At 43.9% G+C, this 25,422-nt stretch carries 23 protein-coding genes and 1 pseudogene; 12 read left to right on the plus strand and 12 right to left on the minus strand.

Features of this window, described 5'->3' with window-relative positions:
• Positions 1–110: 110 nt before the first annotated feature.
• From BGP76_RS02845 to BGP76_RS20120, 3 genes and pseudogenes are all read left to right on the plus strand, one after another.
• Positions 111–1,028: an SDR family NAD(P)-dependent oxidoreductase gene (locus BGP76_RS02845; protein ID WP_119843521.1), complete on the plus strand. Its 918-nt coding sequence runs from the start codon at positions 111–113 to the stop codon at positions 1,026–1,028.
• 126 nt (positions 1,029–1,154) lie between these two features.
• Positions 1,155–1,397: pseudogene (locus tag BGP76_RS20420) on the plus strand (type II toxin-antitoxin system PemK/MazF family toxin).
• Positions 1,398–1,625: 228 nt separating this feature from the next.
• Positions 1,626–1,832: a hypothetical protein gene (locus BGP76_RS20120; RefSeq protein ID WP_147407353.1), complete on the plus strand. Its 207-nt coding sequence runs from the start codon at positions 1,626–1,628 to the stop codon at positions 1,830–1,832.
• 94 nt (positions 1,833–1,926) lie between these two features.
• Here BGP76_RS20120 and BGP76_RS02860 read toward each other — a convergent pair whose 3' ends face one another.
• Positions 1,927–3,723: an acyl-CoA dehydrogenase family protein gene (locus tag BGP76_RS02860; RefSeq protein WP_119843523.1), complete on the minus strand. Its 1,797-nt coding sequence runs from the start codon at positions 3,721–3,723 to the stop codon at positions 1,927–1,929.
• A gap of 403 nt (positions 3,724–4,126) precedes the next feature.
• Between BGP76_RS02860 and BGP76_RS02865 the strand changes: the two genes are divergently transcribed.
• Positions 4,127–5,344, plus strand: coding sequence for a multidrug effflux MFS transporter (locus BGP76_RS02865; protein WP_119843524.1), 1,218 nt, complete (start codon positions 4,127–4,129; stop codon positions 5,342–5,344).
• A gap of 127 nt (positions 5,345–5,471) precedes the next feature.
• Here the strand turns inward: BGP76_RS02865 and BGP76_RS02870 are convergent, their stop codons facing one another.
• The 5 genes from BGP76_RS02870 to BGP76_RS02890 are packed head-to-tail and all read right to left on the minus strand — an operon-like array spanning position 5,472 to position 8,824.
• The gene (locus BGP76_RS02870; protein ID WP_119843525.1) at positions 5,472–6,206 is read right to left on the minus strand and encodes an SDR family oxidoreductase; all 735 of its coding nucleotides are present in this window, start codon (positions 6,204–6,206) and stop codon (positions 5,472–5,474) included.
• Between the two features lie 9 nt (positions 6,207–6,215).
• Positions 6,216–6,593 carry a DoxX family protein gene (locus tag BGP76_RS02875; protein WP_119843526.1) on the minus strand — a complete coding sequence of 126 codons (378 nt, stop codon included), beginning with the start codon at positions 6,591–6,593 and terminating at the stop codon, positions 6,216–6,218.
• The gene (locus BGP76_RS02880; RefSeq protein WP_255416043.1) at positions 6,590–7,345 is read right to left on the minus strand and encodes a peroxiredoxin family protein; all 756 of its coding nucleotides are present in this window, start codon (positions 7,343–7,345) and stop codon (positions 6,590–6,592) included. Before BGP76_RS02880 ends, BGP76_RS02875 begins: the two co-directional genes overlap by 4 nt.
• Positions 7,346–7,370: 25 nt before the next feature.
• Positions 7,371–8,174 carry a haloacid dehalogenase type II gene (locus BGP76_RS02885; protein WP_119843527.1) on the minus strand — a complete coding sequence of 268 codons (804 nt, stop codon included), beginning with the start codon at positions 8,172–8,174 and terminating at the stop codon, positions 7,371–7,373.
• Between the two features lie 47 nt (positions 8,175–8,221).
• Complete coding sequence (locus BGP76_RS02890; RefSeq protein WP_119843528.1) at positions 8,222–8,824, minus strand: TetR/AcrR family transcriptional regulator; 603 nt, start codon at positions 8,822–8,824, stop codon at positions 8,222–8,224.
• A gap of 152 nt (positions 8,825–8,976) precedes the next feature.
• Here BGP76_RS02890 and BGP76_RS02895 point away from each other — a divergent pair, with 152 nt between their 5' ends.
• Positions 8,977–9,531 carry a DUF2911 domain-containing protein gene (locus tag BGP76_RS02895; protein ID WP_119843529.1) on the plus strand — a complete coding sequence of 185 codons (555 nt, stop codon included), beginning with the start codon at positions 8,977–8,979 and terminating at the stop codon, positions 9,529–9,531.
• A gap of 1,123 nt (positions 9,532–10,654) precedes the next feature.
• Here the strand turns inward: BGP76_RS02895 and BGP76_RS02900 are convergent.
• Entirely contained in the window at positions 10,655–11,641 is a 987-nt protein-coding gene (locus BGP76_RS02900; protein WP_119843530.1) for a YheT family hydrolase, read from the minus strand.
• Between the two features lie 89 nt (positions 11,642–11,730).
• Between BGP76_RS02900 and BGP76_RS02905 the strand changes: the two genes are divergently transcribed.
• The 3 genes from BGP76_RS02905 to BGP76_RS02915 all read left to right on the plus strand — a co-directional run bounded on the left by BGP76_RS02905 (position 11,731) and on the right by BGP76_RS02915 (position 17,023).
• Positions 11,731–12,687, plus strand: coding sequence for an ROK family protein (locus BGP76_RS02905; RefSeq protein WP_073119472.1), 957 nt, complete (start codon positions 11,731–11,733; stop codon positions 12,685–12,687).
• Between the two features lie 40 nt (positions 12,688–12,727).
• Positions 12,728–15,145: a TonB-dependent siderophore receptor gene (locus BGP76_RS02910; protein WP_119843531.1), complete on the plus strand. Its 2,418-nt coding sequence runs from the start codon at positions 12,728–12,730 to the stop codon at positions 15,143–15,145.
• 357 nt (positions 15,146–15,502) lie between these two features.
• On the plus strand, positions 15,503–17,023 hold the full coding sequence (locus BGP76_RS02915) for a T9SS type A sorting domain-containing protein (protein ID WP_119843532.1): 1,521 nt from the start codon (positions 15,503–15,505) through the stop codon (positions 17,021–17,023).
• A gap of 126 nt (positions 17,024–17,149) precedes the next feature.
• Here BGP76_RS02915 and BGP76_RS02920 read toward each other — a convergent pair whose 3' ends face one another.
• The 3 genes from BGP76_RS02920 to pta all read right to left on the minus strand — a co-directional run bounded on the left by BGP76_RS02920 (position 17,150) and on the right by pta (position 21,496).
• On the minus strand, positions 17,150–18,118 hold the full coding sequence (locus BGP76_RS02920) for a GSCFA domain-containing protein (RefSeq protein WP_119843533.1): 969 nt from the start codon (positions 18,116–18,118) through the stop codon (positions 17,150–17,152).
• A 66-nt stretch (positions 18,119–18,184) separates the two neighbouring features.
• On the minus strand, positions 18,185–19,381 hold the full coding sequence (locus BGP76_RS02925) for an acetate/propionate family kinase (protein WP_119843534.1): 1,197 nt from the start codon (positions 19,379–19,381) through the stop codon (positions 18,185–18,187).
• A 9-nt stretch (positions 19,382–19,390) separates the two neighbouring features.
• Complete coding sequence (gene pta / locus BGP76_RS02930; protein WP_119843535.1) at positions 19,391–21,496, minus strand: phosphate acetyltransferase; 2,106 nt, start codon at positions 21,494–21,496, stop codon at positions 19,391–19,393.
• Positions 21,497–21,623: 127 nt separating this feature from the next.
• On the opposite strand from pta, the gene BGP76_RS02935 reads away from it, so the two are divergent.
• Positions 21,624–22,316, plus strand: a complete 693-nt coding sequence (locus BGP76_RS02935; RefSeq protein ID WP_119843536.1) for an NAD-dependent deacylase — start codon at positions 21,624–21,626, stop codon at positions 22,314–22,316.
• 210 nt (positions 22,317–22,526) lie between these two features.
• Positions 22,527–23,264, plus strand: a complete 738-nt coding sequence (locus BGP76_RS02940) for a hypothetical protein (RefSeq protein ID WP_119843537.1) — start codon at positions 22,527–22,529, stop codon at positions 23,262–23,264.
• A 6-nt stretch (positions 23,265–23,270) separates the two neighbouring features.
• Here the strand turns inward: BGP76_RS02940 and moaA are convergent, their stop codons facing one another.
• On the minus strand, positions 23,271–24,278 hold the full coding sequence (gene moaA / locus BGP76_RS02945; RefSeq protein ID WP_255416045.1) for a GTP 3',8-cyclase MoaA: 1,008 nt from the start codon (positions 24,276–24,278) through the stop codon (positions 23,271–23,273).
• Positions 24,275–24,646: a hypothetical protein gene (locus BGP76_RS02950; protein WP_119843538.1), complete on the minus strand. Its 372-nt coding sequence runs from the start codon at positions 24,644–24,646 to the stop codon at positions 24,275–24,277. The genes moaA and BGP76_RS02950 overlap by 4 nt, the downstream gene beginning before the upstream one ends.
• A gap of 120 nt (positions 24,647–24,766) precedes the next feature.
• Here BGP76_RS02950 and BGP76_RS02955 point away from each other — a divergent pair, with 120 nt between their 5' ends.
• Complete coding sequence (locus BGP76_RS02955; RefSeq protein ID WP_073119456.1) at positions 24,767–25,009, plus strand: MoaD/ThiS family protein; 243 nt, start codon at positions 24,767–24,769, stop codon at positions 25,007–25,009.
• Between the two features lies 1 nt (position 25,010).
• A complete protein-coding gene (locus BGP76_RS02960; protein ID WP_073119453.1) occupies positions 25,011–25,421 on the plus strand; it encodes a molybdenum cofactor biosynthesis protein MoaE in 411 nt (136 codons plus the stop codon).
• Position 25,422 lies beyond the last annotated feature (1 nt).

A 25,422-nucleotide genomic window follows, 5' to 3' on the forward strand; every position in this document is an offset into this window, starting at 1 on the left:
CCTTTAAAATGAATTAAATATACATGAATTCATTATTTGCCAAATGGCAAAAGTTTTTGCTTTTGAAGCGCTGAACTTTGCTTCATCATTTAAATAAAAAGCAAAAAAATATGGATTCAATAATTATTACAGGAGCAACCAGCGGAATTGGTTATGAGTGTGCCTTACAAATGGCTCGAATGGCCAAAAACGAACAAATTATCATTCCTGCCAGAAATATAAAAGCAGGAAAAGAAGTGATTGAAAAGATAAGGGACAAAACAGGTCATAAAAACCTAACGTCTTTGGAATTGGATTTGGCTTCATTACAATCTATCCGTGAATTCTCGGAGAAATTATCAAGAGAAAAAGAACTATCCATTTCTATTTTGATAAACAATGCAGGCGTACAGAATATTGGCGAAACGCAATATACCACAGACGGATTTGAACAGACATTTGGTGTAAATCATTTAGGTGCATTTGCCTTGACAATGCAATTACTGCCCTTCATGAAAAATAACGGCCATATAACATTCACATCTAGTGAGACTCACGACCCAGCATTAAAAACACCCATAGAACCTCCTATTTATACAAGTGCCCAAGAACTTGCTTACCCAAAAGAAACTTCCGAAAAACCCAACATAGTTGGACAAAGAAGGTATTCCACGTCAAAATTGTGCAACATAATGACGACATACGAATTACAAGAGCGATTAAAAAAAACAAACATTAGGGTAAATGCTTACGATCCAGGATTAACACCAGGTACAGGACTTGCAAGAACTTACACACCTGTCATGCGATTTTTATGGAAAAATATCTTCCCTGTTTTGACCTTATTCAAAAGCAATATCCATACACCAGCGCAAGCAGGAAAAAATTTAGCAACCCTTGCGTATTCTGAAAAGTACAAAGACTTAAAAGGAATTTATTTCTCAGACAGTAAAGTGGTTAAAACATCTGTTGATTCTTACAACAAGCATTTTCAAAAAGACCTGTGGAATGGCAGCCTAGAACTGACAAAAACCACATTTACAGAATAATATAAAGATATTTTAAAAAAAAATGGCAGCAGGTAACAATGTATAAAAGCAATAGCGGTTCTTGTGTGAACTCGAACCGTTTTTGTGTTTAGTTAAGTATTCTGCTTTCTGAAGACAAGGCCATAAGTGATAATATCTCCAAACGAACTAAACTTCAACATCAAAACAGTTACGGTTGCTCCGATGACTACTAAGTTGCATAATTACCCAACAAGAATCCAAGTTTACCAAAACAAGAAATAAGGTTGGGTTGTACTCGATCAAATCAGAACGATCGACAAGCAAAGAATTATCAAATTCTATGACAAGCTTTCTGATAAAGAAATCTCAGAAGTCAAACAAGCAATCAAAGAAACATTTGTTGATTGAAAAGAAGGATAACAATGCCCATAGCTGTGTGACCCCATCAATGCCATAACATGCTCCGCCGATTCACTCGGGAAGCGGTAGAATACCACAGAGTCACATCGCCATATCTGATCGTTCCCCGCAATGTCATCTGCTTGCCATGAAAACATGCCAATCCTCCTTTTGGGCTGCCTAGGCAATGCAACTGCAGGGGTCTGAGGTCTTCCTCGTTTAGAGCACAGAGCCTCTTTGGGGGGAGCTAACGGTTATTCTGAGATATTCCCTACGGTTTTGGATGTAGACCCGCTGGACTTCCCTCTCAACTCCCGGCAGGTTTGGAGTCATTTATTTCCTGCTCCTGAGACCATTTTTTTGGTGTTGTTTGATTGCGGTAGGTTGACTTCATCGTTTTACCTAGTCAAACGCTATCAGTCATTGTACACCAACTTTGGGTAAAGGAAGGTTTCGGCGGGACATAAAAAAGCCCTTCGCATCGTAGACGCAAAGGGCTAAACCAAACAATCAATTTTGGGTTAATTAATTGGTTTAATCAAAGAGTGTATTTGTTTTCGGCGATCATTTGATCGGTAATCTCACGTCGGAGTGCTTTCACGTTGACGGGGTTCGTCTTGGTGAATCGTTTCAATCCCATCAGCATGACCTTTTGTTCGTCTCCAGCGGTGAACGATGCGATGGCATCCTTGCCTGCTTTGTTGATTTTGTCTGCTGCATCGTAGAGGTACACTTTGGCGGCATTGATTTGCAGTTTGCTCGCTTCGGCGCCTTGGATAGACACGAGCTTCTCCGCGCGTAGTACAGCGGACTCAGCAGCGTAGATCTGAATCATCATATCCGCTACATCCATCATGATCTCTTGCTCCGTCTCAAATGCCGGGCCGAAAGTCTGTGCAGCCTTACCCGCTACCATGAGCACGGATTTTTTGAGTCGCTTGAGGACTTCTTTTTCTTCGGCAAAGGGCTTGGACATATCCGGCATGTCGAATGACGGCACTGCAGTCAATTCTTTGGCGACTGCCATGGCAGGTTCCATGATGTTGAGCTCGCCTTTCATCGCGCGCTTGAGGATCATACCGACCATGAGCATGCGGTTGATCTCGTTGGTGCCTTCGTAGATGCGTGTGATCCGTGCATCTCGGTAGGCACGTGCCATAGGGGCGTCTTCTGAGAACCCCATGCCACCGTAGATCTGTACGCCTTGATCGACTACATAGTCGAGGGCTTCTGATCCGATGATTTTGATGATGGCGCACTCGATAGAGAACTGCTCAAAACTCTTGAGTTTGGCCTGTCCGTCTTCCATGCCGTCGGCAATCAGATCTGCGATGCAATCGTCGATGTTTTGACCCGCACGGTAGGAGGCCGCTTCGGTGACCCAAGTTTGGATGGCCATCTCTGCGAGCTTGTGCTTGATAGCGCCAAAGCTAGAGATCGCCGTGTTGAACTGCTTTCTTTCGTTGGCATAGTTGACCGAGTAGTTTGCTACTTCCTTGCACCCTCCGAGTACACCCGCACCGAGTTTGATTCGGCCGATGTTGAGGATGTTTACCGCGATTTTGAAACCGTTTTCTCGATCAGAGAGCATGTTTTCTACGGGGACTTTGCAGTCGTTGAAAAAAACTTGGCGGGTCGATGACCCCTTGATTCCCAACTTCACTTCTTCGTCGTTCATCGTGATCCCACCAAATGTCTTTTCGACTATGAAAGCCGTGAGTTTTTTGTCATCATCGATCTTCGCAAAGACGATGAATAGATCTGCAAATCCCGCATTGGAGATCCACATTTTTTGTCCGTTGATGAGGTAGTGCTTGCCGTCATCAGATAGTGTTGCTTTGGTTTTGCCAGAGTTGGCATCTGACCCAGCGTCTGGTTCCGTGAGGCAGTAGCAGGATTTCCATTCGCCCGATGAGATGAGGGGGAGGTACTTTTTCTTTTGTTCTTCGGTACCATAGTAGAGTATAGGGAGTGTACCGATCCCTGTGTGAGCTCCGTAGGTCGTCGAAAACGAACCCGTCTCGCCGATGATGTCTGCGATCAGCATGGAGGTGTTGAAGTTCATGCCCAGCCCGCCGTACGCTTCGGGGATGGATACACCCAGTAGGCCGAGCTCACCCGCTTTGGTCATCAGGTCAGGTACGATGTTGCCTTCTTGCTTTTCGATCTTCTCACGAACTGGCTGAATTTCTTTGTCGATAAAATCCTTGGTGGCCTGCGCCATCATCTTTTGCTCTTCGGTGAACTCCGAAGGAATGAAAATATCTGCAGCGGCAGTTTCTCTGATGAGGAACTCTCCGCCTTTGATAGATCTTTTTGCTGTTTGGGCTTCCATATGCTTTAACTTTATGATGTTCGGTTTTTTGTGGTCTGTTATGCATGCATAACAATATCAAATATATATGAAATATATTATGCGTGCATACTAAATTGAGAAAATTATTTGTGAAGGGATTCGCTCAGATGAAAAAAGAAATAGAGATTTATATTGCTCAATAGCAGGTATTTCTTATGGGGATAGTATCCACTATTTATCATCGAAAGAGCAGGTAGCATATGTGACCAAACCTTCTGATCTGTATAGAGTATAACGATAAGGAGTGATACCTGTATTGCCACTGGTGGAAAAGTGGTTTGACCTAGTGTCTAAATGCGATATCATTGCGACCTGCACGATGAGAGAGACGAACAACAACCCCTATGGTCTGTACAGACCGATTTGAACCCGTCGAATAAGAATGAGAAGTTGGAAAATACCTAAGGAGTCATTCCTGATTACGATTTTGTTGGCCAGTCTGGTGACACTATCGCCGTTTGCTATAGATACTTACCTAGCCGCTATGCCGATGATGGCAGAGGTGTTTGGCGTGCATCTCAGCGTCATTGAGCTTACGATTACGCTGTATTTTCTAGGGTTTGCCATCGGGAACTTTATAGGAGGGCCGCTGTCTGATTCGTTTGGTCGCAAGACCGTGGCTCTGCTAGGGATAGGGCTCTATGGGCTTTCGTCTTTGCTGATCTCTGTCAGTACTTCGATTGAGGTGATCTTGGTGCTGCGGGTCTTGCAGGCATTTGGTGGAGGTTTTGCCACAGTCACCTCCAATGTCTTCATCAGTGACTGGTACGAAGGCAAGCATGTCGCTCGGCTGGTGACCATCACCAGTATGATGATGATGCTTGCACCATTGATTGCTCCTGTGTTAGGCGCTGTTTTGATCAGTCATTTTGGTTGGGAGTCGGTCTTTTACTTTCTGTTTGGTTTTTCATGTGTGCTGTTTCTGGTCTTCTCGGTTTTTGTGTCCGAATCTAGGGATCAAGCCTTGATCACGCGGAGACTCACGACACGACAGTTGTTTGACAAGTACAAGACCTTCTTTGAAGACCGCCAATCGATTATATTCTTGTTCTCGATTAGCCTGTCCATGTCTGGGATGTATGTTTTCATCACTAGTGCATCCTTTATCTATTTGGATTTCTTCGCGGTTGATCCGGATTACTTTCCGTATTTGTTTGCCGCCAACATCATTTTGAATGTCATGTTGTCCTTCGTCAATACGCAGTTGCTCAAATACTATCGTCCGAGATACATTCTGCGTGCGGGGATGCTGTTGCAGTTGGTGGCGGGCGTGATTCTATTCGTGTCTGTCCGCCTAGACGAACCTTCGTTTTGGGGAGTGTTCGGAGGTGTCGTGCTCTTTATCGGTAGTCTTGGGTTGGTGTTTGGCAATGGCACAGCGGTCATCTTGAATCACAACCCCAAGGTGAGTTCGTCGGCCAACGCTGCGATAGGGATTTCTAGGTTTGTTTTGGGGTTTCTAGTAGGTAGTGTTATCGCACTGTTCCACGCCGATGACTTGGTGCCAGTCGGTACGGCGATGTTTCTCTGTACCCTTGCGGGGAATGTGATGTACAACATCGGAATGAGGCAGAAAGCACATGATGTTATAAATATGTAAGTGGCTGTTGAACGGCGGTCAATTAGGGAATTGAAGTGGGGAATGAATGGAACGATAAAGAGTCGATATGGGGATCCATCGAATCTTTATCGTTTAAAAAAGGGAATGGAGATTACCGATGTAAGAACTAAATCAAAGCACCATTTGCACCTACGACTTGTCCAGAAATCCATTTGGAATCATCACTGGCTAAAAAGAGAATGACTTTGGCTATATCTATGGGTTTTGCCAGTCGATTGAAGGCATTCATTGCGCTGAGTTTGTCTATCGTTTCTTGTGATTTACCTTCCAGAAATAGATCGGTCTCTGTTGCACCTGGTGCTAGGGCATTTACCGATATTCCTCTTCCTATTTCTTTTGAAAAAACACGAGTCATTTGTTCTACTGCTGCTTTGGATGCGGAATACAAGGCATAGGTGGGGAACATTAGCTTGACCGTGCTCGATGATATGTTGATAATGTTTCCATTGTCTGCAAGTTTATTGTTAGCCTCTTGCAGCATATTAAAGATACCTCGTACATTGACATCAAACTGTCTTGTGAAGTCTTCTTGCGAATTGTCTTTCAGTAGCTTGGAAACCATGACGCCAGCGTTGTTTACCAATACATCTACTTTGTCATAGGCAGCTATCGCTTCATCAAACAGGCGGGTCGTCTCTTTTCTCTGACTCACATCTGCTTTGATTGCCAGTGCTTTGCCTCCTTTTTTCGTGATTTCATCTACTGTTTTTTGTGCGTCAGCAGCACTGTTCGAATGATTTATGATCACTTTGGCACCTTCGTTTGCTAGAAGGAGTGCCGTTTCTTTGCCTATTCCTCTGGAGGCACCTGTTACGATTATTACTTTGTCTTTTAGTTTCATGGTGATTTTTTATTGGGTCTTAGCGTTCAACTTGTAAATAGAGATTGCAGCCAACAGGGTTGCGATGATCACAAGTATCATTTTGGGTTCTGGCCTGGCAAAGAATTCCAAGCCTAGTGCTGTGATCATCGTGATCAGTAAAAAAGAGAAGGCTAGCTTACCAACAGTCTTATTTCCTTGTATGGCAAAAACTAATATCATAGCAGCCATCGCCAACTCTGATACTCCTGTGAATAATCTAAAAAAGTCAGCGTCTACGCCTATGGCTTTCTCAAATTGTTGAAAACCAGCTATGCTTTGTGGTTTTGCTAGCAATTTGGGTATGGCAAAAAACGCCATGGCAAAGATTGCCATGGCGTTCAATATTTGATCTAAGATCTTTTTCATTTCAATGTTTTTAACACTTCGATGAGATCGACTGGTTCTGCTCTGTTTCTATAATCAGGGTCTAGAAAAGCATGTTTAATGACTCTGTCTTGTCCTATTATATAAGTAGCAGCTATGGGCAATTCTCCCTTGTCATTCCCATTGTAATTGCTCAGTCCAAATCCATTTTGATATTTTTTGATCAAGTCGTCGGTGAGTTTGTATGCTACTCTGTACTGGTGTGCAACCCTGTTGTCCAAATCACTTAGTACCTCAAATTCCAATTCGTTTTTTTCCTTGGTGGAAATAGAGCTATCGGGGAGTTGAGGTGATACAGCCAGTAGGTTTGCACCATACTTTTTGAAATCAGGGAGCGACTCTTGCATGTGTCGGAGTGTCAAATTGCAGTATGGACACCACCCCCCGCGGTACCACATCAAAATAACTGGGCCATTTTCTAGTTCATCATAAAGCGTGATGGTTTTATCCGTTGCGTTTGGAAGAGAAAAGTTTATCGCTGTATCACCTACTTGAAGTGCATTCTCTTGGATTTTATTTTGTCTTATAGACTCTATTCCTGCAGCACTCTGTTGTTTTTTTTCTTCTGATGCATTTTCTAGGAAATTCATCTTGCGTTCATTCAAAACAGTTTCTAAGGGCCTCTGTGTAATCTCTTTTTCAGAATTCATGGACGTTTTGTTTTGCTTTGAGTCTCCACAGCCCGCAACTATTAGGATGACTGCACTGAGAAGGAGGTATTTTGTTTTCATCATTTTTATTTTATTTAGAACGTATTGGTTATTTCAATGCGATTAGTTTTTCTGCTACTAATTTTAAGTTTTGTTCAGAAATTTCTGGGTTGGGAGCGAGAGGGTACAGTTGTGCCCCTGGTCTACTGATGAATGCCCCTCTCCAGTTGGCCCATAGTGCGCCTGCTATATCCCAGCCGTGAGCAGCTACCAAGAGGCATTCGTGAGGTTGTACGCCCATTTTTCTAGCGGCCCAGTCATAGGCATCTGTGTGTGGTTTGAATTTTCCAATATCCTCTACGCTTAATCTCTCTTCGAAGAATTCCGTCAATCCTGCATTTTCAAATTGTGTCGCTACGCCTTTGTTGGAAGAGTTGGTGAAGGAAACCAGCTTATAGCCTGCGTCTTTTAGTTGCTGCAGTGCTGCTTTTACTTCTGGGTGTGCTGGTAGTGATCGAATGGGGCCGAGAATGGCTTTTTTGGCTTGGTCTTCTGAGATTTTGATGTCGTGATTAGCGGCGACCATTTGTAAAGCAGCCGCACCAATGACGCCAAAGTCATTGTACTGTCTCCCTACTGTGGTGACCAGCGAATATTGTAGCATTGTTGTAAACCATAGTGGCAATAGATCACGTCTACCTCCAAGTGCTTTCTCTACACTCTCTCTCATTGCTGTGAGGTCTAATAGAGTTTCGTTTACATCAAAAAATAGAACCTTTGGTCTAGTATCCGAGTTCTGCACGGCGCTGCTCTTGGTTTCGTTGGATGTTGCAAAACCTAATGTAGGCATCACTGAACCTGCTAGTCCAAATAGCACTGTTTTTTTAGCGAAATCTCTTCTGTTACTCTTCATATAAGCGTAGTTTTAAAACATTCTACATAGAATGTTTTGGTAAAAAATTATTTATTTAATTGTCTTATATACATGCTTAATCCTGACATGTATTCTTCAAGTATGACGTCATCATTGTATAGTTTTCTAATGCCTCGAACCCCTTCGAATGCACTGATCAAATACGTGGCTACTGCTTGACTATGGATATTTTGCTTGATGGTGTTTTCTGTTTTCCCTCTTTCTATCAATGAGGTCAATGCAGATTTCCATTGTTCTATTATATTCTTTAAAGCTATTTGATAGGCTGTTTCATAGTCGCCAATTTCATTGATGAGATTGTTGATAGGGCATCCGTGCTGTTTTTCATAGGGGGCAAAGGATTTGATACGTTGCAAAAAGGTTGATTCTAGTATCTCTATGGCGTTTCCTGTTTCGTACAAAGGGCGGATCATTCCTTCGTACACGCGTTTTTGGAGTTTTATTCCAATCACTTCTACCCCTAGTTCTTTTTTGTTTTTGTAGTGATGATAGAATGCTCCCTTCGAAAGTTTTGCATTCGCCATGATTTTTTCTATGCTGGTAGTTTTAAAACCACTTTCATAAAAAAGAGTGAATGCACTGTCCAAAATGATTTGTCTGGTGACTTCTGACTTTAGCTGTTGTTGCATGGTGCTGTACACGAAAAGACTGCATAGAATGTTTTATTTTGTTATGAGATGTATAATTCAGACGTTTTTGGAAATACTAGGACATAAGTGCTGTCATAATTGAGGCTATATTCGCAGTAGATGAATAGTTTTCACATATAACAATCAAAAAAATGAAAAACGTATTATTTACACTGATACTTCTATCAGGTGTGGTGACAGTGACTTTTGCTCAAACTTTCAGATCAATTGATAAGAGCCCAATGGATGTGGCTTATTTGCCTGATAATTTTGCCCATGACCGTTCGGGAAGTGACAAAGCGATTGCCAAAATTTACTACAGTAGACCTCAAAAGAAAGGGAGAGAGATTTTCGGTAATGTAGTCGCGTATGATAAACTATGGAGAACAGGAGCCAATGAAGCACCTGAACTGAAGGTTTATCAAGAGATAAAGATGGGAGGAAAGACCCTAGCTGCAGGTACCTATTCCCTATTTAGCATCCCTGGAGAAAAAGAATGGACAATCATCGTGAGTACAGATCTAGATTATTGGGGTACGGCAGGCTATCAAGAGAAGTATGAGGTTTTACGCGTAAAGGCGCCATCAAGTAAATTGTCTAAGGAAGTAGAAGCGTTTTCTATTCAGTTCAAAGAATTAGGGGACAATTCAGCAGAAATGAACTTGGCATGGGATAAAACAGTCGTTGCTGTTCCTGTACAGTATTAAAACCATCTCTAGGTGTAGTTGATAACTACACCTAGTTATCACATCTTATTTTCAAAATCCTTGCGTTCCTCAAAAGTAGTTGTGTTTTCTTCGGCGATGTTTCTCTGTACCCTTGCGGGGAATGTGATGTACAACATCGGGATGAGACGGTCACCGACATCAGCCTGATGTCGATAGGAGGAGCTGTAGCCATACGTAGCATTGGAGCCATGGGTCGGCTATGCCGACTAGGAGCGCTGTGGATTTCATGCAATTGTCCCCAGTATCAACAACCCCGCAGGAGACGATACCAAAGTCCAGAACGACAACACCTACCTCAATGCAACCTATCAAGGAGCGATTTGTCGTCAAGGATGGATAGCACATCAAGACGCACTGAGATGACAGTGAACTCATCGTGTCTCGCGAGCGCGTCGCAGCATTCAAAGCATGGCTAAACACAAGTATGCCCAAAAGCATGACGGGAACGGGGAATCTCCAAAAATACAGCCTTCCTGAGTGCTAGGAATGCAGAAAACGGTAGAAAAAGATCTTCCAGAACGCTAGGAATGCAGAAAACTGTAGAAAACAGCCTTCCAGAATGCTAGGATGATAGAAAACTGTAGGAAACGACTTTCCAGAATGCTAGGAATGCAGAAAACTGTAGGAAACGGCTTTCCAGAATGCTAGGAAGGTAGAAAACTGTAGGGAACGACCATTCAGACAATGATTATTGAAAAAACGTGCGCTTACACCCAATGTCATTAAGGTTAGATTTCTGTCATTTCGACGATAGGTGAAATCTATACACTAAAGCACAAATCCTTTCAGAATGGCAAAGATCCCTCCCCCGTCGGGATGACCCAACGAAGCGTATGCGTTTAACTTAACGACATTGAGTTCGCACCAGCGGAGGCGTTGAGTCATTCTACTCTAGAGAACCGACGTTATCCAATCAGATGATGCTTGGTGTGACCTTGGTGCCTTTATATACTCAATAAACTTTTGGAGTTAAAACCCTAGTTTTTTGGCTGGCTTGTCAAGGTTCGAATAATCTAGAATCTTGACGTTGGTAGCGTAGAGAATTTTAATCATTGCTGCAATCCAATGGTATTGAAGTCTATAGAGGCGTAGTGATCACTGATCAGTGTAGTGACCACTCTTGCATGTAGCGGTCGATGTACTCGAAGGCTCTTTGATCCATCCAACTATAATTTTTTCCTCTCAGGCCAAACCCTACATGTCCTCCGCATCGGGGTGTTTCTAGGGTCAGTGTTTTGCTGTTTTGACAAATTTCGTAGGGATAACATTTTTCGCCTAGCAGCGGATCATTGAGCGCATTGACGATTAGAGACGGGACGGTAATGCTGTGGTAGTGTAGATCCGAAGAGGAGGTGCTGTAGAAGTGGCGTGCATTGCGAAACCCATGCAAGGGAGCCGTGTAGCGTTCATCGAATAGCCCAAATGACCTAATCCTATCAATCGCAGAAATATTTACTGCGTCAGGGAACTGTGCATGCTTTTGTTTTACTTTTTGAATGAGTTTTTTGAGGAATCGCTTACGGTAGAAGGTGTTCTTTCTGAATGTTAACTGGTGGGCACTATCCCAGAGATTGCAGGGGACAGAAAATACTGCCGCTGCTACGATGTGTTTGGGGACGTTGACACCGTTTTCTCCCAAGTATTTGAGGGTAGTGCTGCCTCCCATGGAGTAGCCGACGAGTCCTATTCTTTTGTAGCGTCGTGTGGAGATGGTATGCTGGATGACCGTCTCCAGATCATCGGTGACGCCATGATGGTAGAGGCGTAGTGTGCGGTTGATCTCTCCGCTACAGGATCGGTAGTTCCATGCGAGCACATCGTATCCTTTCTGATGAAAATACCTGACGCAGCTCTTGATGTAGTGCCGGGTAGTGTTGCCTTCTAGTCCGTGCGATACGATGATGAGTTTGTTAGAGCCCGTCTGTACCCAGTCCAAATCCAGAAAGTCACCATCTGGCGTGTCGATGCGCTCTCTTTCGTAGGGTAGCCCTTTGATTTTTCTGAATACACTGGGGTATATCGTCTCTAGGTGGCCATTTCTGAACCATGAAAAAAAGTTGCCGTATGGAGATCGTGATATGACAGGCATTATTTTAAAGATAGGGATTTAAAAAGTAGCACCATAGTTCCTTTTGTCTTGTTGGTGTTCTATTTTTGGCGGCTAAAAATAGGGATAAAATGGCTGAATACGTACTAGGAATTGATATTGGAGGCACAAATACCAAATTTGGGTTAGTGGATAGAGAAGGGAATGTAAAAGATGAAGGACACTTTCCTACCCAAGCTGACGCTGATATCAATGCTTTTTTGTCTCTATTGGAAACCCATATCAGTCATTTGATTGCCGATAACCAGGTGATCGGAGCGGGCGTAGGGGCACCCAATGGCAACTACTACAAGGGAACGATCGAGCATGCGCCTAATCTCAACTGGGGCGAGATCGTCGAGTTTAGAGAGTTGTTTCAAGAGAAATTCAAGATTCCAGTAGCCTTGACCAATGATGCCAATGCGGCAGCACTGGGAGAGATGCTGTTTGGTGGAGCAAAGGGAATGAAAGATTTCGTTCTCTTTACACTCGGTACTGGACTGGGTAGTGGGATCGTAGTAGATGGTAAACTCGTCTATGGCTACTCTGGAATGGCAGGTGAGATTGGTCACGTCAGTGTCAACCCTGATGGTCGTCACTGTGCATGTGGTCGCAAAGGGTGTTTGGAGACCTATGTCTCCGCTACGGGTATCAAGCGTACCGTGTCTAAACTCATGGCTGACTACACACGACCTAGTGTACTGCGTGATGTGCCTTATAACCAAATCGATGGGAAGGTAATCACCGATGCAGCCAAGAATCATGATTATATCGCTATCAAGGCATTTGAATATACAGGGAAAATTCTCGGACAAAAATTGGCAGATACCGTTTTGCATACGAGTCCAAAGACAATCTTCTTGTTCGGAGGATTGGTGAAGGCGGGAGAGTATCTCCTAGACCCTGCAAAGCACTACATGGAAGAGAAGATGTTCAAGCCCTTCAAAAACATGGTTGATTTGCGCCCATCGTCTTTGATGGATAAAAATGCTGCCGTGCTAGGTGCTGCTGCGCTTGGCTGGACAGAATTCGACAAAGTAGCCCCATAGTAGGGGGATTGCTCTGGGGAATATTGGTTTAATTTGCTTCATGAATAAAGCATTTTCCCAAATCAAATTTTTTATTCTTGTTATAGGCTTGTCATGGGTATCTATCTACACATACGGGCAAGAGCTCATTATCAAGGATGCTCATACGCTATTGCCTATCGAAGGAGCCATTGCTATGCAAGGGGAAGTACTTCTAGGCGTCAGTAGTACTGACGGGGTGATTAGGTTACCTACAGGGACGGCTGGTCAGCTTGTTCTCCAACATACGCAGTTTTATGGGAAGACCATTGATTTGCCTGGAGGTGAGGGTGAATCTATTCATGTCCTGATGGATGAAAAAATCCGACAGATCAATGAAGTCGTCATATCAGCCAACCGGTGGGGAGAGGGTCGCAATCAGGTGCCCAATGAAATCTTATCTATATCTCACCAAGAAGTTGAATTTGCCAACCCTCAGACTGCGGCAGATATGCTGGATCAGAGTGGTCAGGTTTTCGTGCAAAAGAGTCAGTTAGGAGGGGGCAGTCCCATGATTCGAGGCTTTGCGGCCAATTCTCTATTGATTGTACTCGACGGTATTCGTCTGAACAATGCCATCTATCGTAGTGGCAACCTGCAAAACGTGATCATGTTAGACCCGAATATGATGGCTTCTACGGAGGTGATCTATGGGCCTAGTTCATCCATGTATGGGAGTGATGCACTGGGCGGGGTGATGTCATTTTATACCAAAAAAGCAGGGTTCGCTAAGGATGATGGCTGGAAGGTGTCTGGCGGCAGTATGTTGCGCTATTCGACAGCTAATCATGAAAAAACAGCCCACCTTAATGTTTCCATCCGAAACAAACGATTTTCGAATTTTACAGGAGTGACGGTGAGCGATTTTGATGACCTCAGAGCAGGAGCAGTATACCCTAAGGATCATCCTGATTTTGGTAAGCGAGAAAGCTATGTCGTCCGAAAAGAAGGAGTGGATGAGGAGGTGAAGAATGATGACGTAAACCTCCAGCGATTCTCAGGATATAGTCAGTTCAATGTCATGAATAAGGCTGCTTTGAGAATCAATAAATCTTCTGAGCTAGTTTACAGCTTTTATCTCACAGGGTCTACAGACATCCCTAGGTATGATCGACTGATACAGCCACAGTCTGATGGCTCACTCAAGAATGCTGAATGGTACTATGGCCCTCAGGACTTTATGCTCCATGCGTTGACCTTTAGCAATGATACAGAGAACTGGTTCTACAGCCATGCCAAATTAACTTTGTCCACACAGCGTGTGGAAGAGTCTCGTCACAACCGTAGCGTAGGCTCGAATGGATTAAATCACAGGACGGAGCGCGTAAAGACCTACGCTGCTAACCTAGATCTGGAGAAAAGAATATCTGACTATAGTAACTTATACTATGGTCTCGAATGGGTGTACAATGATGCCGAGTCTACGGCTCAAAAAGAGGATATTGTAACTGGGGAAATGAGTCCGCTTTCGACACGCTATCCTGACGGTGGAGGCAGTATGAATACCTGGGCGGCATATCTGTCCTACAAATATGCCTTGCGCGATTGGGTGCATTTGACAGTGGGAGGACGCTATTCTGATGTGGGTTTGAGAGCAAAATTTAACTCTACTTCCTTTTTTAGTCTGCCATTCGAGGATATCGATCAGCGCAATGCTGCGTTGAGTGGTACAGCGGGATTAGCGATTCAGGTCACGCCACAGCTCAAGTGGGACGTGTTATTTTCTACGGGGTTCAGGGCGCCTAACCTTGATGATGCTGGAAAGGTATTTGATTCGGGTGATGTGGTCGTAGTGCCCAACGAAGACCTAAAACCAGAATATACCTACAACTACGAAACGAATGTGACCTGGAACCTAGGAGATAAGTTGACGCTCATGGGAGGGCTGTTTTATACCCAATTAAGGGATGCGATGGTCAGGCGTGATTATTCATACAACGGCATGGACTCTGTCTACTATGATGGAGATACCTACCGAATGGCTGCCTTGGTCAATGTGGGTAAAGCTTATATATGGGGCTTCTCGGCAGGGCTAGACTATGCGGTGACACAGCATTTCTTATTATCGGCGAGACTCAGTGAGAGTTTTGGTGAAGATCAAGTGGAACGTATTCCGCTACGTCACACGACACCATTGTTTGGAAATGTATCACTGACCTACCAGAGAGAGCGACTTAGGCTTGAGTTTTATACCAAGTTTCAGGGTAATAGAGCATGGGATGACTTAGCGCCTTCGGAGCAGGACAAGGATTACTTGTACACGAGCGATGGAGCTTTGGGATGGTACACGCTTAATTTGCGATCGTCCTATCACCTGACGCCAAAACTAGTCTTGACTGCTGCCTTAGAGAATATTCTTGATCACCATTACCGTACTTATTCGTCGGGTATCAGTGCACCAGGTATCAATGGCATTTTCAGTGCACGGTTTGATTTTTAACCCAGATCATGCAATAGCATCAACAGAGGGATAAAAAAAGGCTTTGAAATTTTTCAAAGCCTTTTTTGTGAAGTTCCTGTTTTCGTTCGTTAAGCGATGCGGCTTTTTAGGTCTGTCATGAGTTCGGATAAGTCCATCTTCTCCGTGAGACCATCGATTCTGCTCATGGCTTCTCTTAGACTTTTTTAACCCCTTCCTGAGATGAGGAGAAAGCTCCTGACTTTTAGGTGGAGACGATAGTTCTTCCCCTAAAAGAGGTAACAAAATGGGGTATGAGTTGATCTACAAGTGAAATCAAGGAGGAAGTCGAAAATCCGCGATAAAAATAGAGTAGACAGTAAATAAATCACTTGTATTATGAAAAAGATCAACTTAACAATGAGAAGTCTTATGGTGGTCCTATTACTGGCCATCGTGAGGCATCAGGTAGATGCACAGTCGTGTACAGTTCCTGATTACATTCCTGTTTTTGCACAGGAGCTGAACCTGGTCAACTTGACAGAATTTGACTCTTTTGCTCGCCCTGATGAGTCAAACCGTTATTTTTATCGTCCTCAATGCGGTGTGAGTCAAGCTCAGTTTCGCTATAGTACTACCAAGGGTAGTCTCAAGCTACAGATGTATCTAGAGGTGTATCGTCAGAGTTATGACTGTATGGGTAACCTCGTAGGGACTAAAACGCAAATCATGACTACTCCTACCATCGAATACGGTAGTGGTGGCGGAGAAATATTTGCCTATTTTGATCTTGTCATAGAGCCAGGTGCCTACTATCAGGTAGTGGCTAAGAGAAGAAGCAAGTTTATAGTTTGGGGGGCTTGGAATACTGATGCTTATAGCAACAACGTACGCTTTATAGAGGGCATAGACCAGCCAACTCCCGATGGACAATTTGTAGACATGCTCAGTAGTAGGTCTGCAACTTCTACAGGTACTGGTTGGACGATCGATATAGCTCAGTTGGACGTGAATGATCCAGTGCTTTTTGATGCGAACGCTAGCTCCTGTGAGAGTATTTGGTCTTATGAGATATCGGAATTTGACCTTGATAATTGGGTCAGTAGTAGTACCTATAGTTCGCCCTGGTTATCCGGTCAGGCCAATACAATCAATCTGACGGGATCTTATGGACCAGGATTTCAGAGAGGAAAACTCTATTTGCTTAAACTGGTCGTGGGTACTGGGTACCATCCAGAATACTGGTGGTTCGAAATCAAAGATGCTGCCATTGACGCCAGTCTTGATCATACTACGACTGTAATTGAGAGTGTAGGCATATTGGGCGGAGGTATAAAGTTTTATACCCTGCATGAGCGCTGTCAGTATAACAGCCTCCTCCTCAATACGAGTGGTACCCAGTCTGCGAATCAATACCGCGTAAGTGTACAGGAGGTCAACGCTAGCTATACAACTACAGGTTTATTGGCTAGTACTGGTTGGCAGGTGGGGGCTCCACCTACGAGTATATCTCTCAATAGTCTGTTCGGTGGTTTTGCATTGGGTCAGCGCTATAAACTCACATTTGAAGTGGGAGATCCGGTACAAACGCGCGTGTTATATTTCCGATACAAGCAGTGCAAAGTGTACCCAGAAGACCCTGTAGAACTGGGAAGGTCAAAACAAGCGGAAGAGGAGGAGCTCGAAATGATAACGTATCCTAACCCTACTAGTGGACAACTCACTATTGAACTCAAACAAGAGACGGAAGAATCAGTAAGCCTCCGAGTGGTCGATCTGATGGGGAAAATAGTCTATGCTACGGAGCAGTACGGCATGCGTCAGGTTAGTATAGACCTGTCAGGTAACCCTCCAGGAGTTTATCTTATTGAATTAAGAGCTGCTGAGACGAAATCGGTTCATCGTGTGATCTTGAGATAGTCTATTGTTATAATTAACTGAATGAAATAGAAGCGAGGTGAGTTTTTAGGTCACCTCGTTTTGGCACAAGAAAGGGCTTTGAGAACAATCTCAAAGCCCTTTCTTGTGCAGCAGTAATTTGTATTCCTAAGCAATTCGGCTTTTTAGGTCTGTCATGAGTTCGGATAAGTCCATCTTCTCTGTAAGACCATCGATTCTGCTCATGGCTTCTCTTAGACTTTTTTGGTAGTCTTTGCTTTGCGGGTTGTAGGGCGCATGATGCGTCTCGCTTAGTAGGTTCTCGATACAAAGAATATCATCTTTGAGCGATGGGTCTAAGTAGCTTTCTACGAATTTTTTGAAGATGTAATCCGTCGCAAGTTCATTCGGATGGATGAGATCTTTTTCATAGAACTGATAGTCTCTCAGGTCACTCAATAGGAATTCATAAGCAGGGAAATATTTGACATAGGCAAACTCACTCATGATCATGTGACAGGCCAAGCGTAGTACCGATTTGCTCACAGCATTGAGCGTCAACGAATCACGGGTGTGCTGCACTGGACTCACGACAAGGATGATGTTTTTGACATGGTTTAGCGAGCTATAGATTCGTCTGAAACCATCTACAATTGCCTGAGGTGTCAGTAGGTCTTTGGTGAATAAATTGGATTCTGCACGGTGGCAGTTGGCGATCACCTTGTTGGTACTGTCTAGTTTGTACACGAATGCTGATCCAAGGGTGATGACTAGATAGTCTGTCTTTTTTAGATACTCATGGGTAGTTTCTACACGTTCTTGTAGGCTGTTAATTAACTCGGACTTGGATGAAAAGTTAGCCTTAGGGTGAAAATTGAAATGATTCCAATAACCTTCGTTTTCGGTGATTAAATCTTCGTTGATCTCTCCATTTTTTGTCGTTTGTTCTATGAGGTTAAAAATAGAGATAGGGTTATATATAGTACCGTATGGGTTATTAGTGATGTTAAAGTTGTATTTGGAAAGTGGATCCGCTAGCGCTTTGGTAAACCCAGACCCAATAGACAAGATTTGCGAATTGTATTTGATTTTATCTGGGTTCTCGTCTATGAATAATTCAGTCCTAAAATGTGTCATAGCTTTTTTATATGAATATAAAAAGAAACTGTTTGATGCAGTGTGAAATGCTGATAAAAATAAGATTTAATTCGGGTTGTTTCCTTGGGTTAAATGGTAACTCTGTCTAGCAATTTCGTACTCCTCGTCAGTAGGGATGATGAGTATTTTTACTTTTCCTTTTTGAATTTCACGTAAGCCAGGTTTTCTAGTTTCATTGAGGGTATCATCTATGTCGATACCAAAGTGTTCTAGATTACTACAGCTCATCTTTCGCGTTACAGCATCATTTTCTCCAACCCCTGCAGTGAACACGATGGCATCCAATCCTCCGAGGATGGTCATGTAAGAACCGATGTATTTCTTGATTCGGTAGGCATACATTTTTAGTGCTAGTAGAGCTGCTTCATCACCATCTTTGGCTCTGGTGTTGATGTTGCGGAGGTCATTGTCTCCTGTGAGTCCCTTCATGCCGCTTTGCTTGTTGAGCAGTGTTTTGATTTGTTCGATTTCGTACCCCTGCTCTAGCAAATAGAAGATTACCGATGGGTCAATGTCACCAGAGCGCGTACCCATGATCAGCCCAGATAATGGGCCAAGTCCCATAGATGTGTCTATGCTTTTTCCGTTTTTGATGGCCGATATGCTACATCCATTTCCGAGATGAATGGTGATGATTTTGCTGTCTTTGTTTTTCAATCCCAAGTAATCGATCGCTTGGTTGGAGACATACCGGTGTGATGTGCCATGAAAACCATAGACGCGCGTACCGTATTTTTGATAGAGCTCTTCTGGGATGGCAAAACGGTAGGCTTCTTCGGGCAAGGTAGTGTGAAATGCCGTGTCGAAAATAGCATACTGCTTGGCGGAGCTAAATACTGTTTCGGCAACTTCTATCCCCTGAAGGTTAGCAGGGTTGTGAAGGGGAGCGAGAGAAAAGAGTTCTTTGATCTCAGCTTTGACTGATTCGTCGATGAGGGTACTGGCGGTGAAATGCTCCCCCCCATGCACAACTCTATGACCGACCGCAGCGATCTCATCTGAAGATTGGATGAGTTTATAGTCGGGGTTCATGAGAAGTTCTGAGACTTTGTTGAGTGCTACTTTGTGATCTTCGAAAGGCATGTTCACGGTTACGGTTTGCGTGCCATATTCAAAGCTAAGGTTCCCTTCTGTTTCACCTATTTTTTCTACCAAACCTGCACAAAGGACAGTGCCTGCTGGCATGTCAAACAACTGATACTTGAGCGAAGAACTACCCGAATTTAAAACCAATATTTTCATCTCTATGTGTTATTTCTTTTGTGATTGAATCGCTGTAATGACCACTGTATTGACGATGTCTTCTACCGTACAACCTCTACTGAGGTCATTGACGGGCTTATTGAGGCCTTGTAGAACTGGTCCAATGGCGATGGCTCCTGTTTCGCGCTGTACAGCTTTGTATGTATTGTTTCCGGTGTTGAGGTCTGGGAAGATCAAAACGGTGGCTTGTCCAGCGACCTGAGAGTCGGGCATTTTCTTCTTACCCACTTCTGGATCAACAGCTGCATCATATTGTATAGGACCTTCTATCATGAGTTCGGGTGCAAGTTCCTTAGCTAGTGCAGTGGCTTTTCGGACTTTCTCCACTTCTTCTCCTTTGCCTGATGCGCCAGACGAGTAGGAGAGCATTGCTACACGTGCTTCTACCCCGAATGCCATGGCTGTATAGGCAGAGGAGACGGCGATCTCTGCGAGTTGCTCGGCTGTGGGGTTAGGGTTGACCGCACAGTCGCCATAGACGAGTACGCGGTTATCCAGACACATGAAGAACACCGAAGAGACGACTTTAATCCCAGGCTTGGTTTTGACAAATTGTAAGGCTGGGCGTATCGTATGCTGTGTGGTGTTGACCGCACCGGATACCATACCGTCTGCGTCTCCTTGCTGAACCATCATGGTGCCGAAATAGGAAACGTCATTCATCAAGTCTTCGGCGATTTCCATGGTGATACCTTTTTCTTTGCGGTATTCATAGAGTTGCGAGACGTATTTGTTGAAGTTTGGTGATTGGGCGGGTGCCACGATGTTGATTTCATCTAGGTCGATATCTAGTCCTAAGTCTTGGATTTTTTGGGTGACCTCATCTGGGTTTCTGTAGAGTAGTGTGAGGTTGACTAGCTTCATCGCCTGGAGTTGTTCGGCTGCCTTGAGGATACGGTCGTCATTGCCTTCGGGCAGGACGATATGCATCTTTTGAGCGAGCGCAGTTTGGTTCAGGTTGTATTTAAACATTTTTGGCGTCATGCCTCTTGGTTTCACCCCTATGATTTTGTTTTCAAGGTTGGTCGTGTCGATCTGCTGGTCAAAATACTTGAGTGCCAATGCTATCTTGTTGGGGTTGTCCATCGATAGGTTGGACTTGACGTTGTTTAGGTTGATGGTTGTTTGGAACGTGTTTGGAGTGACCTTGAGTATAGGGATGGTTGCTGTCAGCCCTTTCAGTAGTTTGTATATCGGTTCGGGTAGATCGAATCCCCCCGTGAGTATGATTGCGGATAGGTTAGGGTATGTCGTCGACTGATGAGCCTGTAGTGACCCCATGATGATCTCGGCTCTATCGGCAGAGGCTACTACGGCACAGTTTTCTGTCAAGAATGTCAAGTAATTGGCCAAGGTCATGCCAGCAACTGAGTAGCGATGGACGATCTTTTGGTGGAGGAGTTCCTCTCCGAAGAGTACTTTGGCGTTCAATTCCTCGGTGATTTCGGCTACACTAGGGCTACTCAGAATGTCATTGTTGGGGATGACAGCTAATTCTTTGTTTTTACCCGTACCTCCCAGTTTTTTCTTTAGGTTCGTTTTATAGTCTTGAATTTTTTCTTCCTCGACTCTATTGAGAATTGCACCTATGACCTCTGTCTCTTCTTCCTCGAAGGAGTCTAGTGCAAATTTGAGCGTGCTGGCGGCCTCTTCAGGTGTTTTGTTTTGTCCTGTAGCGACGATCAAGATGGGACTACCCAAGTTTTTAGCGATGGCGGCATTGAGTTCAAACTCAAAAGCGATGTTCTCTCCCACGAAATCAGTTCCTTCTATCAAGATGAAATCGTACTGTTTTTCGAGCTTTTTGTAGTGATCTAGGATTTGGTCTATGACTAGATCGAACTGGCTATCCCCGAGCATCTTGTTGACCTGATTGCCCGTGAAAACGTAAGTGTCTTCATAATTTTGATTCAACGCAAAATAGTCTAGAATTAGTTGGGTATGATGATCTTTTCGATTTGGATTCCCTTTGATGATGGGTTTGAAATAGCCTATTTTCTGTGTTTTCTTTAGCAGGAGCTCCATTAACCCTAGTGAAATGAGGGATTTACCCGAATTAGCTTCGATGGTGGAGATGAATACGGCGTTGGACATGTGGTTCTTTGGTTGTGGTGAAACGTCTAATGCAAGACTAAAATAAAACGGAGATGAATAGCATGATGCACATCATTAAAAATACTAATGAATATCTTTATTTTCTATCAACGTAAAGTTTTAAAATATGAAACGAGTAGTGGTATTGACAGGTGCAGGGATTAGTGCGGAGAGCGGTATTCGTACTTTTCGAGATTCGGATGGATTGTGGGAAGGGCATGACGTAATGGAGGTGGCATCTCCACAAGGATGGGCAGCTAATCAGGAGTTAGTTATGGATTTTTATAACCAGAGAAGGAAGCAGGCAATGGCTGTACAGCCCAATCTGGGCCATTTCGCATTGGCGGAGTTGGAGAAGGATTTTGAGGTGACGATCGTGACACAAAATGTAGATGGCTTACATGAGCGTGCAGGGTCGTCTCGGGTCATTCATCTCCACGGTGAACTGTCCAAGGTTAGGAGTAGTGTCGATGAAAGTATCGTGTTCGAGCTAGAGGGATGGGAGCTTAAGTCTGGAGACCTTTGTCCCAAAGGGTCACAGTTGAGGCCACACATCGTTTGGTTTGGGGAGATGGTGCCGATGATGGATGTGGCGATAGCAGAGGTGCGGAGGGCAGATATTCTTCTGGTGGTGGGTACTTCGTTGGTGGTGTATCCAGCAGCCAGTTTGATGAGCTACACGAGGGCAGGAATCCCCAAGTATGTCATAGATCCTAAAATGCCTGAGTTACCCAAGGATTCTATGCTCTATTGTGTGGAAGAGAAGGCAAGTACAGGTGTGGCTAAGGTGGCTGATGAGTTGAGAAAGCGGTATCAGTAATGTGGTTAAGTGACAATTATCGAATTGCTGTTTCGCAGTTAGAAAATTGTGCGTAGTGTTTTCTCGTAAATTGCTAAGTGTAAATGCGTATAAGGTGCTGATATTAAGGTGTTTCGTTGTGTGTTGTTGAATTAATTTTTTATATTCACCATGATTTTAAAATTCAATGTCTGAAATAACGAATCAGTATCAATTTTTATATCCACAGCTATGGCAACAAACTTAGAACTACGAAGTACTTATTTTTATACCGAAGGCATGGGCAGTATACCTACTGCCACCAGTCCCAAACCACTCAACACCGCTTCAGAGATAAGTTCAATTTTTAAAAATAAGTTTGCCGTAGCGACACACATTAGCGAATCGATACACCGTGGGATAGGTAAGGAGTTAGCTTCTATGACCACTAACCTTAGTGCGAAACGTTTGGCATCTAAAATCAATTCTTCTCTAGACAATACCAGTAAGTATTCGCTTGCTGACATTGTGGATGATTTGAGAGGTTATGATTTCAATGAGGAATCTAGTTTTGATGCTTTGGTGAAAACCAAGTTCTGTGTCAAATCAGGAGCACACAAAGGTCATGCGATTTTTCATGTACCTGCTTTTATTCCTATCGATGACATCAAAGTACCTAAGCAGGCCACTAATTTTAAGATATCGGCTCGTCTGGTATCTGTATCCGATTTTTTGATCAAAACAGATAGTATAGAGATGCTTTCTCCCAAAGCAGATAGTAAAAAGGGGAGTTTTCAGTCGCCTATGTTGCCGATATTGCAGACATCTACCGAGCCTATGACTGCCCAGTTGCGGTTATTAGAGACGGGGCCTATCGCACAAAATGCCTCTACCGTTCTTGTGATCGGGGTTATGTTTTATCGATACGAAGACAAGAAATTTGTTGCACTCGATGAAGAAGGGATTATCTCTATTAGAAACGTTTTTTAAGCTGAATCACCCACCAATCGTAGACATGGACTCAGTGATTTGAGTGTTTTTTTGTCGGTTTATTTCTGCTACGAATCCATTGACCTCCTTGCGTTGCACGGTCTGAATGAAAGTCTCTTTGAGTGCTTCGTCAGAGATGCCAGTTCTCAATATACCTTTTACATCTAACACACCTTCGTCATATAGACAGTTTTTGATGCTGCCAGTGGCGGTAAGTCTGATACGATTGCATGTACCGCAGAAGCTACGGGTATATGCCGCTATGATACCTAAACTCCCAGCATAGTCAGGGATTTGATAAGCAGTAGAGGGTGCATTTGGTTCTTGCGCGATCTTCTGTAGAGCAGGGTAGTGGTGTTTTAGTTCGTCCAGTATGTCTTGAGCAGAGAATATTTTAGCATTTTGATCGTCAGACCCGTTGAAGGGCATCTCTTCGATAAAGCGTACCGAGATATTTTTGTTCTTGGTTAGTTTGGCCATGGCTTGGATTTCATGTTCATTGCGTCCATTCATGACCACCATGTTGATTTTGGTTTTGATCCCATGATCTAGCAAGCCATCTAGCGTTTGCATCACTTTGTTATACTCGTCACGTCTCGTGATAGCAAAGAAATTCTGCTTGTCCAAGCTGTCCAAACTTAGGTTGATGTGATCGATTCCGATCTCTTTGAGTTCTTTGAGATGAGGGTAGGTTAGTACTCCGTTGGTGGTGAGATTGAGTGAGGTGATGCCATCTATTTCTGTGATTTTTCGGAGCAACTGCATGAGGTCCTTTCGGAGGAAAGGTTCTCCGCCAGTGATTCTGATCTTTTTGACACCCAGTTCTGCTAGATTTTGTGTGACACGAAGGATTTCTTCGTAGCTCATGAGTTCTTTTTTTGGGAGGTATTGTATCCCTTCGGCAGGCATGCAGTAGAAGCATCTCAGATTGCAGCGATCGGTCACGGCGATGCGGAGGTAGTCCATTTGCCTACCCCATTTGTCTGTCAATATCGTTTGCTTGTCTTGGTTCACTTCGTTTTGTTGTGGGTTGCTTGAGGGTTGGGGAAACTGTCCGATTCATCCTCACCCGGTCTTTTGTGCAGGCATTGAAAATCCTTCTCTACCAAAATGCGCATTTGGCTTTGGTCTTTGTTTTCAAACCCAACCTCTGTAGGATCCATCCATTTGTCTGCCATCTCGCTAGGAATGCCTACGATGATTTCGTTGTTGGCAAAGTTAGCGGTGACATCTTTTGTGTCTGCCAGTGCAGCTACGGTGTATTTTAATCGATTGGTACCAAAGGCGATTTCAGCCGATACACATCCTTTCTCTCCGAAAATGTCAACCTCTGTTTGGCTTAACCTGAGCCGGATTGAATCATTCAATATTCTCAATTTCATCTTCAAAACTACTGCTTCTTTGGCCTTGATAGAACAGATGGGTGCTTTTTCTTGACTTTATGTAATGTCTGTGATATATCTCCTGTCAGAGCGTTTATCTTTGGGTTTAAAATCAATAGGATGGAAATATCAGTTTTAGCTTTTGGGATAGCACGTGATATCATCAAGGCTCGGTCTGTCGTGCTAGAAGTGACTGATGGAGAGTCAGTCGCAGGCGTAGTAGCTCGTCTCAAACAGCAGTATGACGGATTGGAAAAGCTACCGTCGGTACTCCTGGCAGTCAATGAAGAATATGTGGAAGATAGCTATGTCGTATCACAGGGTGATGAATTGGCGATAATACCTCCTGTAAGCGGTGGATGATATGATAGAGATAACTTCTAAAACCATAAGAACAAGTGAGCTTATAGACTATGTCAAAGAGAGTGGTGCGGGTGCGATCAATGTGTTTATCGGGACGACACGTAACCAGACGGCTGGTAAAAAGGTTATAAAGTTGGATTTTGAAGCCTACGAGCCCATGGCGGTCAAAGAACTACAGAAGATCGCTGATCGAGCCGTTGAGCAATGGGATATCCTCAGCTATGCGATAGTGCATCGCGTCGGTATCGTAGAGATCGGCGAGGAGGCTGTCGTGATCGCTGTATCTACTCCACACCGAAAGGATGCATTTCAAGCCTGCGAGTTCATCATCGACGAACTCAAAAAAACCGTCCCCATTTGGAAACGCGAAGTGTTCGAAGATGGGGATGTCTGGGTAGCTGCACACCCTTAGT

This window comes from Reichenbachiella sp. MSK19-1, from assembly GCF_003590315.1.
GTDB lineage: Bacteria > Bacteroidota > Bacteroidia > Cytophagales > Cyclobacteriaceae > Reichenbachiella > Reichenbachiella agariperforans.